The organism is Sphingobacteriaceae bacterium (assembly GCA_016715905.1).
GTDB lineage: Bacteria > Bacteroidota > Bacteroidia > B-17B0 > Aurantibacillaceae > Aurantibacillus.
Genome location: JADJXI010000005.1, coordinates 1 through 14,931, shown reverse-complemented (window position 1 = coordinate 14,931; position 14,931 = coordinate 1). Strand labels below are relative to the sequence as shown.

The window sequence follows — 14,931 nt, the reverse complement described above, 5'->3', positions numbered from 1 at the left end:
ATTATGGGACTAAGTTCGCTAAAAAGCAAGGAAAAAGCCAATTTTTTAATAAAGTATAAAGAAGCTATACTCGTGTTAACACACAATTCACCCAAAAGTTCAAAATAAGGTGAAATCTAAAATATTTAGATTTTGTTTTGCTATGGGCAACAAAAAAAGGGATGTATTGAACATCCCTTTTTCTTTATACTTTTTGTTTGTTATTTAATGATGGATACTTTTCCGGTTACTTCACTTGATTTACCATGGATATTCGTGTATCGGATTTGCCATACATACACATCCTGTTTCACATCGGTATTGGCTCGCTTGGTAAACTTACCATCCCAACCTTGTGCTAAATCCGTGCTTGTAAATAATTTCTCTCCCCAACGATCAAAAATCATTAACTCGTACTTCGCAATTCCAAAACCTTTTGGTTGGAAAACATCATTTATTCCGTCTCCGTTTGGTGAGAAAGCATCAGGTACATAAATTCCAAAATCATCTCCTATAACTACTTCTTTTACTATTGTATCCACGCAACCTTTATCACTTCTCACAATCAATACCGCTGCATATGCGCCGGCCGTTTCGTAATTAAGTGTTTGGTTCTGGCCAAACATCACCTGATTGGCTTTGAGATGAGAAAAACTCCAAGTCCAACCGGTTACATTGGCATTGTAAGAAGCATCGGTAAATTCTACATTCTCATATATCACAGGCTTTACCGGCGATATATTAAAATCAGCTGTTGGTATTGGATACCCTTCTACAGAATAGTAAGCCTTGTTGGCACATCCGTATATATCCACAAAACTGCTTGATATATTGTAATTACCCGGCTTAGTGAAACAAGCCATGCCTGTGTTACCATTGCCTACATTACCGTTACCAAAATCCCAACTGGTTGTACTTAAATTCGCACTTGTTTCAACTCCAAAGTTGATACACACCGGTATACAGCCTCCAACTTTATCAGATGTGATTTTTACCTGTGGCAATGCTCTAATCACTACCGGAACATACTGGTAACCGGTACAACCAATATTGTCTGTTACCATTACCGTATAAACTCCTGTTCCCTCTACTCCAACATTTTTTAAAGTTGGGTTTTGGGTCGTATTTAAAATCCGTTTGGTCCGCTCCAAAAGTATTGTACCCCTGATGCCGCATTGGCATTAAACACAATATCTTGATTTGCACATAACGGTCCGTTGTATCCCGCATTTAATACAGGGGTTGGATTAATGTGTACGTTCACCACCGAGGTGCTGCTGCAACCATTTAAATCATTTACCGTTATGGTGTAGTTTCCGCTATGTTCATTCTGCGCATTGGGTATAGTTACCGATGCTCCGCTGGAGGTAAATCCTAATGGCCCGCTCCAAGCATACAAGGTACCTCCTGTGGCTGCCATGGATATGGTTTTTGTAGCACACAAGGTTGAACCTACTGCGCTGATTGCAGGTAATGGGTTTACATTGATTGCTAATGTAGCTGTATTTACACAACCATTTAAATCTGTTGCCGTTGCCGTATAAGTACCAATATGCACCACGTTAGCGTTTGATATAGTTAGATTGTTACCTGATGAAGTAAAGTTATTTGGTCCTATCCAAGTGTAGGTCATTCCTCCCGAACCGTTAATTAATATGGTTTGTTTGGCACACACCGGAGAGTTTGAGTTTAACACCGGATTTGGTAATGGATTTACCGTTACATCATACACCGCTGCGTTGGTACATATACCCACCGTTACTACTAAACTGTATAATCCACCATCCAATAAACTAACATTGTTTACTGATGGAGAGGATAAGTTGCTGGCAAAACCATTTGGACCTAACCAAGAATAGGAATTTCCTCCGGAACCATTTAAGTTTAAGGTGCCTCCCACGCAAGGTGCGTTAGCGCTGATACTTGCTACAGGTAAAGCAATCACACTTACATTGGAAACTGCTGATGCTGTACAGCCCGGCGCACTGGTTCCTACTACCACAAACTGTCCATTATGTACTAATGCGGCTGCCGGTATAATCGGGTTCTGAACTCCGGATATAAATCCACCCGGACCGGTCCATGCATAAGTTGCTGCACCATTGGCAAAGTGATTGATCGGTGAGTTTTCACACACCGTGTGATTTCCTGTAGTTACTATTGGGGTTGGGTTTACTGTTACTGTTGTGGTTATAGATGTTGAACATCCTCCTACTCCTGTTCCCATTAAAGTATATACGCCTGAGTGAACAGGTAATGCCGGATTGATTACCGGATTTTGTTGATTTGAGCTAAAACCTAACGGTCCGCTCCAGGTATATGTAGTTGCTCCCGATCCGGTTAAATTTAATGCTGTGTTTTCACACAATGGACTATTGCTTCCTATAATAAGGGTTGGTGATGGATTAATCACTACGTTGGTAGTAGCTGTATTACTGCAACCACCCATGCCTGTAAAGTTAACCGTATACACCCCGCCATTGGCCAATGTGGTCACAGGTATCGTAGGAAACTGTGTGTTATCAACAAATCCACCAGGTCCACTCCATGTGTAGCTGGCCTGCGTGCTCACTGATAAATTCAATGCTGCTCCTTCACATAACGGACCATTGTTTTGTACCTGCGCAGTTGGTAATGGAACTACTTGTAATTGGAAAGTTCCGCTTCCTACGCATCCCGCTGTAGAAGTTCCTGTGGTTGTATAGTTTGTGGTAACTGTTGGTGATAATACAATTGGTGAACCTACTATATTACCCAAATTGGTTGTATAAGTGTTCGCTCCATTTAAAGTAACGGTTGCTGATGATCCTATGCATACAAAAGTTGGATTAGCTACTGCAGTTATAGTTGGTGTTGGATTTACCAGCACTTGCACGGTTTGTGTTCCTGTACAATTTAAACTCGTAGTTCCGGATACTGTATAAATCGTAGTAGCCGTTGGACTTACTACTGCCGTAGCGCCTACTATTGCTCCAGGGTTCCAAGTATATGTGCCTCCTACTCCCGCGCCTCCCGCTGTTAATGTGGATGATTGTCCTGAACAAATAGCCGTTGGATTGGCTACCGCAGTTACGGTTGGCTGTATACAGCATACCGCTAACCAGGTTAACATGTTGGCACGGAGGTTACCAGCACTTGGCTGAGGATTATGAAAACTAGTATTGGTCATTGAACCAAATAAACACATACCCGAACCCCAAGGTTTTGATGCGAGAATACATTTTGGGTTAGGAGGCTGTACACCTTGCCATGCCGTAACTGTATTAATAATAATTGGAGTTATTCCGGGACCAGTAATGTATCCATGACAATAATAATTATCATTATGAACTGTAGCGGTAATAGGTGCAGGTCCGGCATAAATAGGATGTGGGGGAACAGTGGCAGCATAACCCGGTTGTGAATATGGACCAGTAGCATAATTTAAAGTAACGCCACCAAATCCATAGTTCATATTACCACCTTGATTAGGTCCGGCATTTAAGAATAAACGTCCTCCGTTAAATACCCAAGTTTGAATTGCCGCCATATTGGCCACTAAAAAGTTATTCATTGCTGTAGCATTCATTGAGCCACCATCACAATAGATTAAACAAACAGAAGGCTGTAATAATGCATTAACGTTTACTGTTTGAAAAGCACCTTGTACCCAGTTACCGGCACCAAAGGCCGTGTTCATATTTAAAATATTAGAAGTAGATCCCCAAGGCTGCCCTGTAGAACTAGTTAAATAATATTTTAACTGCTGCGCATTTGTAAAAAGTGCAATTAAACTTAATGAGCAAATAAATAGGATTTTTTTCATAATAACAGTAACATTAGATACCCAAATTTCGTTATAATTTGTCACTTCTCATTGAAATTTAAGTAATCATTTAAATCATTGCACTCGATTATAACATAGCTTTACTCATGTTAGAGAAATTACAAGAATCTAAATAATTTTAGGAGCTCTTCTTATAACAGAAAAAGCCCCCGAATTTTTCGACTCGGGGGCTTAAACATTTTGAATGATTTTTTATTTAATCAAAGTTACTTTGCCACTTAATTCTTTGGCTTTTCCTCTAACGCTCATGAGTTTGATGTGCCAAACATATACATCTTGTTTGATCTCCTGATCTGTTCTTCTTGGGAATGTTCCGTCCCATCCAATTTCCATGTCATTGGTTGTGAAAATACGCTCACCCCAGCGATCAAAAATGTTCATCTCATAATTGGTAATGCCCACTCCTTTTGGCTGGAAAACATCATTCACTCCATCTCCGTTAGGTGTAAAGGCATCTGGCACATAGATGGCAAAATCTTCTTCTACTACAATTTGTTTTACAATGGTGTCTTTACACCCATGATCACTCACTACCATTAATGCTACAGCATAGGCTCCCGGATTTTCATAAATCACACCTACTTGCGAACTAAAGGCCGGCTTGGCATATTGATGCGAGAAGTTCCAGGTCCACTGCACCACGTTAGCCTCTGAACTGGCATCTCTGAAATCGATAAGTTCATTCACTGTTGGCTTGGTAGGCGCATAATTAAAGTCAGCTACCGGTATTGGATAGGCTTGTATAGCTAAATCACTTACATTCTTACATCCTGTTTTATTTGTGTAGGTTGCTTTAACAAAGTAATTACCCGCTTTATTGTAACAGGTTGACGCACTCATGCCGTTAGCCACACTGCCATCTCCGAACTCCCAGATAATATTACTTAAATCTCCTGCATTACTTGGTGTAATATTTACACACAAAGGAACACAACCATTGAGCTTATCGCTAGCGATATTAATTTGCGGTGCACGTTTTACTTCCACTTGTATCACTGTAAATCCAACACAACCTATAGGATCAGTTACCTGAACGGTATACGTTCCTCCGGCTGCCTGATTTACATCTATCACTTTTGGATTTTGCTGCGTGGTTAAAAAGCCATTTGGCCCACTCCAGAAGTAAGTGTTCCCCGTTGGAGCAAAGGCCGTTAACTGAATGGTGTGGTTGGCACAAATTGGTGAAGTTGCCGTAACATCAATGGCCGGTGAGGGCATCACACTCACATGGGCTACTCCCGTATTGTTACAACTGTTGCCATCCGTTACAATAACAGTATACGTTCCGCTCATATCCGGTGTTGCATTTGGGATTTGTATGCTTGAACTGGTAGAACTAAATCCTAATGGTCCACTCCAATTATAAGTTAATCCTCCTCCTACTTCTAATGAAACTGTTTTTGTTGCGCAAAGCGTTGAACCTTTAGTACCAACAACAGGTAACGGATTTACCGCAATGGATATGGTTTCTGTATTCACACATCCAAATATATCGGTAGCCGTTGCGGTATAGGTTCCCACATGCGAGAATGATGCATTTAATAAGTTAATGGTAGTGCCTGAACCGTTGTAATTGTTAGGTCCCGACCAGGTGTATGCATTCCCCGCCGAACCTGACATGGTAATCATCTCCTTTAAACAAATCGGACTGTTGCTGGTTAATATCGGTATAGGTAACGGATGTACCGTAACAGAATGACTGGTTGAGCCGCTGCAAGGACCAACAGTAACCGTTAGATTGTAAATTCCGCTTTCTGCTAAAGTAACATTATTGATCACTGGATTTGAGAACGAACTGGTGAAGCCATTTGGTCCCGTCCAGTTATAGCTTGTTCCTCCGTTACCTATCAATATCAAATTTCCTCCAATACAAGGGTCCGCTGCGCTGATACTGGCAACCGGTAATGCAATTACTGTTACATTGGCCACCGCCTGTGCCGTACAACCTTGGGCGCTGGTGCCTATAACCGTGTACTGACCGCTGTGAGACATGTTAGCAATTGGAATCACCGGGTTTTGCTGGTTAGAAGTAAATCCACTTGGACCACTCCAGCTATAAAGCGCCGCTCCAAACGAAGTTAAATTAATTGGTGTACTTAAACAGGCCGCCGCTCCATTGGCGGATACTGCAGGTAATGGATTTACAACCACTACACTGGTTATTGTATTAGTACAATTATTATTATCTGTAACGGTTAGGGTATATGTACCGGCATTATTGTTCTGAACTACGGCTATGGTTGGGTTTTGGGTAATGTCTAAATATCCTGCTGGACCTGTCCAAGTGTAAGTTGTTCCACCACTACCACTCAAAGTTAATGGCTGATTCAAACATACCGGACTGTTGCTGATGATATTTGGTGTTGGCAATGGATTGATAACCACATTTACCGTAGTAGAATTTGTACAAGTATTGGCAGTAGAAACTAAAGTATAAACTCCCCCGGCTGCTAATTGTACATTAGTAATTACAGGATTTTGAGTTGCACTGAAAAAACCGTTTGGTCCTACCCAGCTAAATGTCATTCCACCGCTGCCCAATAATTGTAAGTTCTGCCCAACGCACTTTGGCCCGTTGCTATTTGCCGTTGGTTGAGGCAAGGCAATAACTGATACGTTTGCAACCGATTGGGCCGTACAACCATTTACCGTGGTAACTGTTACCGTATATGCTCCTGACATATTTACCTGTGCTAAAGGAATACTCGGGTTTTGAAGTATGGATGTAAAGCCTAAAGGCCCACTCCAGGAATAACCCACTCCGCCACTTGATGTCAAGTTAATGTTTGTGTTTACGCAGGTTGTTGGGTTATTAACCACAATCACAGGTAATGGATTTATTACCACATTGGTCACTACATTATTCACACAGCCGTTGGCATCTGTTACAGTTAAAGTATAATTACCTGCATTGGTGTTTTGTGCTACTGCAATGGTCGGATTCTGTTGAATGGTGTTTAAACCAGGTCCACTCCAAGTGTAAGTTACTCCGCCAAGTCCCGTAAAATTAATTGGCTGTAATAAACACACCGGACTATTAGATTGAGCCGTTGGTGTTGGTAAGGCATTTACTGTTACCGATGCCGTAGTGGCATTCGTACAAGTTCCCACTGATACAATTAATGAATAAATTCCGCTTGCCGCTAGAGGCACATTAGGTATGCTTGGGTTTTGTAATAAACTGGCAAATCCATTTGGTCCACTCCAGTTGTACGTAGCTCCTCCACTTCCTGTGAAGGATAAGGTAGATCCAAAACATACCGGACTGTTACTGGTTATAGTAGCCTGTGGTAATGGTAATACTGTTACCTGGGCTACCGCCGAGGCTGTACAGCCTTGTGCGCTAGTTGCTACCATTGTATAACCTCCACTCATGTTCAATTGCGCATTTAATATGGTTGGATTTTGTTGATTGGATGTATACCCTAACGGTCCGCTCCAGGCATAGGCCGTGCCCCCGCTGGCCGTTAAGTTAATAGGTTGATTTAAGCATACCGTTAAGTTACTCACCACCGGAACCGGAAGTGGATTCACTACAACGTTTGTTGTTGTAAAATTAACACATCCATTTGCATTGGTTACCGTTAACGTATACACACCTGCATTAGAGCCTTGTGCTACTGCAATCACCGGGTTTTGTTGGTTAGAAGTATATCCTCCCGGACCACTCCAAGTATAAGTCGTTCCTCCACTGCCTGTTAAGTTGATCGACTGCAACACACATACCGGACTATTTGACTGTGCTGTAGGTGTTGGTAATGGATTTATCATTACTGAGGCTGTTGTTACATTTGAACAAGTTCCTGCAGTTACTATTAAAGTGTATATGCCATTTGCATTTAACTGCACGTTAGGAATGCTAGGATTTTGTAAGGCGCTGGCAAAACCATTTGGTCCACTCCAGTTGTAGGTAGCTCCACCGCTTCCGGTAAAGGTTAAGGTAGATCCCACACAATTCGGACTGCTGCTTTGGATAATCGGTTGCGGTAAAGTAATGACTGTTACGTTGGCTACCGCTTGAGCGGTACAACCTTGCGCGCTGGTTACAATTACCGAATATCCCCCGCTCATGTTTAACTGTGCGTTTAATATGGTTGGGTTTTGTTGATTGGATGTATATCCTAACGGTCCGCTCCAGGCATAAGCTGTGCCCCCGCTTGCCGTTAAGTTAATAGGTTGATTTAAGCAAACTAATGGGTTGTTTACAATGGGTACAGGTAATGGATTTACGATCACATTTACCGTGGTATTGTTTACACAGTTATTAGCATTGGTTACTGTTAATGTATAAGTGCCCGCATTACTAAACTGTGCCGAAGCAATTACCGGATTTTGTTGGTTACTCAAATATCCTCCGGGACCTGTCCAAGTATACGTCGTTCCTCCGCTGCCTGTTAAATTAATGGGTTGATTTAAACATACAGGACTATTAGACTGCGCCGTTGGCGTTGGTAATGGATTTATCGTTACTGAAGCTGTTACTATGTTGGTACAGGTTCCTACCGTTACCATTAAAGAATAAATACCACTTGCTGCTAATGGAACATTGGCAATGAATGGTGTTTGCAAGTTGCTCGCAAATCCATTAGGTCCGGTCCAAGTATAAGTTGTTCCTCCACTTCCAATTAAGTTTAAAACACCTCCCTGACAAACCGGAGAATTTGTAGTAAGTGTTGGTTGTGGTAAGGTGATGACCGTTACGTTGGCAACCGCTTGAGCAGTACAACCTGCCGCGCTGGTTACAACTACAGAATATCCACCACTCATATTTAACTGAGCGTTTGGAATTACCGGGTTCTGTACATTTGAATTATATCCTAACGGTCCGCTCCAGGCATATGCCGTTCCTCCGCTTGCGGTTAAATTAATGGGTTGACCTAAACAAACCAACGGGTTGTTTACAATTGGTGTGGGTAATGGATTTACAATAACATTAATTGTGGTGGTCCCTACGCATCCGCTTCCATTAGTTACCGCTAAGGTATATACCCCGGCATTACTGAATTGCGCCGAGGCAATTACCGGATTTTGTTGGGTAGAGGTATATCCGTTTGGTCCTGTCCATGTGTAAGTAACCCCGCCAAGGCCTATTAAATTTAATGGCTTATTTAAACAAACAGGGCTATTACTATTGGCTATAGGGGTAGGAGCAGGATTAATTACCACCGAGGTAGTTGTAACATTAGTACAACCATTAACGGTAACCATCAAGGAATATACTCCCGCTACCGAAGGCTGAGCATTGGCTATAAACGGAGATTGTCCGGGACTTGTATATCCATTAGGCCCGGTCCAATTATAGGTACCACCACCACCGCCTGTTAATAGCAAAAATGCACCGGGACACAGCGGACCGTTATTGGTTGCTGTTGGTGTAGGGTTAGGTGTGACAATTACATTTACAATGGCTGTATTGGTACAGCCAAGAGCTGAAGTAGCAATAAGAGTATATGCTCCTGCGACGACAGGATTACGTGTTGGGTTCTGTAAGTTAGAAGACCAACCGCCTGGTCCCGACCAGGTATATGAACTCATGGCATTGGTTGTGAGACTTAAGGTTTTACCGGCACAAATTGGACTATTACTATTAGGTGTTAATACAGGTAAAGGATTTACTGTAACCTGAACAGTGCGAGTACTAGAGCAATTTAAACTGGTTGTACCTGTTACTGTATAAATTGTAGTAGCGCCGGGAGTAACCACTACGTTTTGACCAACTAATCCACCAGGTTGCCATGTGTATGTTCCACCAATTCCGGCACCACTAGCGGTTAGCGTACTACTTTTACCCGGACAAACTGATGCCGGATTGGCAGTTGCTAAAATAGTTGGCGTTGGGCAACAAGTCATGTATGTTAAAGTGATAACTGCATTGTTCACACAAAGGTTACCGGTATTCACTAATTGAATTTGATTATTTCCGTTTAAATTAAAATTAGGGAGACCGGTTGGACAAGGAAATGCTTGGCAAAAAGTCATTGGCCAGCAAGCACCGCAACTACAATTGGTTCCGGGAGGTACGTTTTGACATCCGATCAATACACCATTGATGTTCACACAAAGATTGGTAAGACCGCAATCCACTTTATTCACAGTAACACAAACGCCTGTAACCACATTTCCCGGAGGAATTGCAGTGGCAAATGTTCTAATTCCATTGTTCCAATTTCCAGAACCGGAACCTTGTGCACAAGCATAATTTCCGGTTTGAGGGCCGCAAATATTACACCAACCTGTAGTCCAAGTAACAGTATTAGTAATAACTACTTGTGATTTTAATTGAAAAGTGAAAAGCAAAAATAAAATCGCTACAAATTTGCTACCGAAAGATACTTTTGCGTTGTGCAAATAATTAATTTTCATTTTAAATTTTTTCTATTGAATAATTTTTAATCCTGAAACTGTGAAATACTCGAATGTTTGTGGCACATCCTGAATTGAATTTTTCGATAATTTCAAATTCAGAGCACCTTGACAAGAACCTTCTGCCGTAGAATTGGCAGGAATATTTAAAGTTTTATTATTTGGATTTGAAGCGTAATACCAATTTCCATTATGAAATACAGCATCTTTCCATTCTACGTTAACCGCATAATTATTTTTATTAATAAATTTTATAATGATAAACTCTTGTTGATTACACACAGTTAGTTGACAGAATGCTTCCACCCCATCAATTTCGGTTAAGCCGTCGGCGCGGAGTATGGCATTTTGCCAATTACCAATAACCAAATTACTTGGTAATTGATTGTTTTGTCCGATTATAAAATTTGTCGGGTCAATAGCTAAGCAAAAAATGAATGAAAGCCAAAAAAGTCGAAAAGTTGTATTCTTATTCATCCTCTGAATTTCGTAATAAATGACCAATCTTCAAACCTTTATTGCTACCTGATTAGCCCTATTTACTCGGTTAAGCGGTTAATTCCCTCAATTAACAGGTTATGAACAAAGATAAATGGCTTAAAATCTGTCTTTTGGATATGAAAAGCAAAGAATAAATATACTATTTTGACATGTTGGATTTGCGAAATTGGAGCAATTTTCTGAAAGGTTTCAGATATCTAGTGTAAGGCCTGGGTTTTAAATCATTTATTCTCCAGGCGAGTCTATCTTCTTTATTCGCTATCAATCTGTTTTTTAAACTCTTATTACTTTTTCCGCCAACCCGCATGCTCACCGTTAATTCGTTTAAATAGGCTAAATTGATTTTGAATTTATGAATGAACCTCAACATCAATTCATAATCGCCCGAAGAAGTAAAACTGCTATTAAAATTTCCGTATTTCTCAAATACTCTTTTTCGGATAAAAAGTGTTGGATGAGGAGGCATCCAACCATTCATAAATGCGCCGGGTTTATATTTTCCACTTATCCATTTTCTCACAATTTTATCAGGTTTTTCCTGCGATATATATACTAAATCAGCATAAACAGCATCAGCATGGGTAACTGAAAAAACATTGGCGTATTTTTCAAGTACCTCATTATTCGCATACACATCATCGGCATGCAAAAAAGCAATAACATCGCCGCTTGCTAAATTCAATCCCTTATTTAATGCATCATACAAACCTTTATCCTTTTCTGAAATTATTTTTTGAATTTTAGATTTGTGTTTATTTACAATGTCCATTGTACTATCCGTTGAGCCACCATCAATTATAATATATTCAAGTTGTTTATAATTTTGATTAATTACAGATAGGATTGTTTTCTCAATCGTTTCAGCAGCATTAAAGCAAATGGTTATGATAGAAATTTTCAAATGATGGCTTGGCTAAATGCTAATAAGGAAGGGAAATGAAAATCAATGAACTCATTTTTACTTTCGGCATCTGAAATAAAAACAGTTTTCATACCCAAATTTTTACCGAATTGCATATCCGTTATGCTATCCCCAACTATAATACTTTTACTAAAATCGATCTGCGGAAAATCTTTTTGTGCCGCCAATCCCATACCAGTGGAAGGTTTTCTGGTAGGGTGATTTAATTCATTTAAATAGGGCGAATGATACACTTTATCAATTCTTCCGCCCATATAATTAATTTCATAAATCATATTTTTATGAATGATTTCCAAATCTTCTTCTCTATACAATCCTTTACCAATGCCTTGTTGATTGGTTACCACCACAATAATCTGAAAAAAGGAATTTAAATTTTTAAGTGCCTCTAAGCTTCCGGTTAAAAACTCAAACTCTATCCAATGTTTAACATAATCATTGTCGAGTTTTTTATTAATAACTCCATCTCGATCTAAAAAGAGCGTCCAGCTTTTATCAATATTTAAATTTCTTAAAGTCATTTTGTGCTTTGTTATAATCTTCCGGAATGCCAATATCTATGAAAAAACCGTTAAACTCAAATCCGCTAATTTGTTTTTGTTTTACCGATTCGGGAAAACAATCTCTTTCAATAGAAAAATTAGTATCAGGTATTGTATTTGTGAGGAAATACTTTTTATTTAATAAATATACCCCTCCATTAATTAAACCGGCAGCGGTCACGGCACTTTTTTCATTGAAAACTGTAATATTATTTACGCTATCCACTTCAACACAACCATATCTGGAAGCATTTGGCACTTTTCTAAGCGCAATACTCATTTCAACTTTTGAATTTTCATGAAGTTGATACATCTTTTTCAAATCCACATCAAAAAAAGAATCGCCGTTTAATACCCAACATTGTTCGCCGGTAATTTTATTCATCGCCAGGCGAATACCTCCTCCTGTACCTAAGGGGGAGTTTTCGAGAGAATACTCAATACTAATATTATTAAATTCTTTACCGAAATATTGCTCAATAACTTCGCCTAAGTAACCGGTAGAAAAAACAATTTTATTAACCCCATAATGTTTAAGATAATTAACGAGATAAACCAAAAAAGGCTGACCATTTACTGGAGCCATGGGCTTAGGAACATCGGACACTACATTTTTTAATCGCGTACCAAAACCACCTGCTAATATTATTGCTTCATTTATCAAACTTCAAATCCAAATAATGTTACATCATCCAATTGCTCTAAATTACCTTTCCATTTCTCAAATTCCAATTCGAGATTTAAGGCTTGTTCCTGCAAAGATTGCGTAGATGTGCTTTTTAAAATTTCGAGCAGCGTTTTAAACTTTAATTTTTTACCGTTAGCGCCACCGAACTGATCATAATAACCATCCGTTGTTAAATAAAACTTATCGCCGGTATTGTAACTGATTTCATGATTGGTGAAAAATAATTGCTGTGCGGTGTTAGTACCGCTAATACCCCAACGATCTGCTTTATATTCTCTTACTTCGTTTTTGCTTATCGATATTAATCCATTTCGGGCGCCGGCAAAATAAATTTTTTGATTGGCTTTATCTATTACACACATAGCCATATCAACGCCATCATTTATAGAAACACTGGAGTTATCGGAAATTAAATTGCTTTTAAACTGAAAACATAAATCACTTAAAATAGCAGCCGGATTATCTCTAAAACTATTGCTTGCAATGGTGTTTTTAATTGTGGAATTAGCAAACACACTTAACATGGCACCGGGAACACCATGACCCGTACAATCCACCACGGCCACATAAATTAAACCCACTACTTCATCCACCAAATAAAAATCTCCACTCACAATGTCCTTAGGTTTAAAAAGAACAAAAGAGTTTTTTAAATGAAATTTAATGTATTTATCAGCCGGTAAAATGGCACGCTGAATGTGTTTAGAATAATTTATACTATCGGTAATATCCTTATTCTTCTCTTCAATCAAATGGTTCTTTTGTTCAATCTCTTTGTTTTTATTGGTGAGTAAATCGTTTGCTTTTTTCTTTTCCTTATAAGATCTGAAAACAAAAAATAAAAGAACAACAAAAATCATAGATGCGATAGCAAAAACAACGAGCAAATTATTTCGTTGGGTAACCTTTAAATGTGATTTTTCTATTTCAGCGTTTTGCAATTGCAATTGCTGTTCTTTTTTTTCTGATTCGTATTTGGATTCGGATTCGGCTATGGCTTTATTTCTTTCTGTATTAATCACAGAATCTTTATACTGCATGTAAATTTTATGATAGTCCAAAGCCTCTTTATACAGTCCTTGCTTTTCATACAAATCACTTAGCTTTTGTGCAGCACCTCTGATATTATCTAATGCCTTACGTTTAAGATTTATTGCGTACGACTCTTCATAATATTGTGCGGCCTTTTTATAATTTTTTTTACCTATTTCTATATCCCCCAAATTAATCAAATTTAAAGCTAAACCATATTCATCATTTACACTACGCGACATGGCATCCACCATCACAAAACATTTTTCTGCCTCTACCAAATTAGAATCAAGTTTAAAGCTTTCTCCCATCATACTTAAAGCCAAGGCTTCATAGGCTACATTATTTATCTTTTTAAAATAACTCCTGCATAATTTATATTTTTCTATCGCCTTTTTGTATTCCCCTTTCTTTCCCAACATATTCCCAATTCCGAAAGAAGCCACCGCCAACATATCTTCCAATGCCGAATTGGTTTTAGAAATATCATAAGTTTTAAAAAAGAATTCAGTTGCTTTTTCGTCATCACCCAAACCCATATAAGCATTGGCCAAATTGTTATAACAATTGGCTAGCTGCCTTGCATTGCCGGTAGTTTCCAAAATTCGCATGGCACTCAAATGTAAATCTATGGATTCGTCATATTTACCAATAGTACACAAACAACTGCCTTTAGAACTATAGGCTGAAGCCATCCACTTATCACTTAATTTTTTTCCATACTTAAAACAACTATCGGCAAATTTTAATGCAGTTGTTGGATCATTGGACTCATAAAACCGGGAAATATTGACAAAAGTGATTACTTTGTCGGTATCATGCATGGTGTGGATTACCGACAATAAACTGTCTATTTTTTTGTTTTGAGCTTTTACAGTAGCCAAAAACAAAATGCAACAAACAATACTTAAGGCAATTTTAAAATTCATATTTTAAAACCTATTAAAGTTATGTCATCAATCTGTTCTAAATTACCTTTCCACTCGTCGTATTTTTTTTCCAGTATGTTTTTCTGTTCTGCAAAATCAATTGCATTCATATTCACCAATTCATCCACCAATTGTTTTTGTTTGAATTT

9 protein-coding genes are annotated in these 14,931 nt (G+C 39.0%); all 9 read right to left on the bottom strand.

The annotated features are described in order from the left end of the window. Nucleotides 1-200: 200 nt before the first annotated feature. Complete coding sequence (locus IPM51_07955) at nucleotides 201-1,130, bottom strand: gliding motility-associated C-terminal domain-containing protein (protein ID MBK9284243.1); 930 nt, start codon at nucleotides 1,128-1,130, stop codon at nucleotides 201-203. Then, on the bottom strand, nucleotides 1,106-3,784 hold the full coding sequence (locus IPM51_07950; GenBank protein ID MBK9284242.1) for a hypothetical protein: 2,679 nt from the start codon (nucleotides 3,782-3,784) through the stop codon (nucleotides 1,106-1,108). The genes IPM51_07955 and IPM51_07950 overlap by 25 nt, the downstream gene beginning before the upstream one ends. Before the next feature lie 213 nt (nucleotides 3,785-3,997). Next, nucleotides 3,998-10,168 (bottom strand): gliding motility-associated C-terminal domain-containing protein, encoded by a 6,171-nt coding sequence (locus IPM51_07945; GenBank protein MBK9284241.1) that lies wholly within the window; start codon nucleotides 10,166-10,168, stop codon nucleotides 3,998-4,000. Between the two features lie 12 nt (nucleotides 10,169-10,180). Beyond that, entirely contained in the window at nucleotides 10,181-10,645 is a 465-nt protein-coding gene (locus IPM51_07940) for a hypothetical protein (protein MBK9284240.1), read from the bottom strand. Between the two features lie 163 nt (nucleotides 10,646-10,808). Beyond that, nucleotides 10,809-11,570, bottom strand: a complete 762-nt coding sequence (locus IPM51_07935; protein MBK9284239.1) for a glycosyltransferase — start codon at nucleotides 11,568-11,570, stop codon at nucleotides 10,809-10,811. Next, complete coding sequence (locus IPM51_07930) at nucleotides 11,567-12,112, bottom strand: HAD family hydrolase (GenBank protein ID MBK9284238.1); 546 nt, start codon at nucleotides 12,110-12,112, stop codon at nucleotides 11,567-11,569. Before IPM51_07930 ends, IPM51_07935 begins: the two co-directional genes overlap by 4 nt. Beyond that, nucleotides 12,087-12,794 (bottom strand): nucleotidyltransferase family protein, encoded by a 708-nt coding sequence (locus IPM51_07925; protein MBK9284237.1) that lies wholly within the window; start codon nucleotides 12,792-12,794, stop codon nucleotides 12,087-12,089. The genes IPM51_07930 and IPM51_07925 overlap by 26 nt, the downstream gene beginning before the upstream one ends. Continuing rightward, entirely contained in the window at nucleotides 12,794-14,782 is a 1,989-nt protein-coding gene (locus IPM51_07920) for a tetratricopeptide repeat protein (protein MBK9284236.1), read from the bottom strand. Before IPM51_07920 ends, IPM51_07925 begins: the two co-directional genes overlap by 1 nt. Beyond that, nucleotides 14,779-14,931 (bottom strand): hypothetical protein (locus IPM51_07915; protein ID MBK9284235.1); only part of this gene is annotated, 153 nt, incomplete at its 5' end. The genes IPM51_07915 and IPM51_07920, both read right to left, overlap by 4 nt.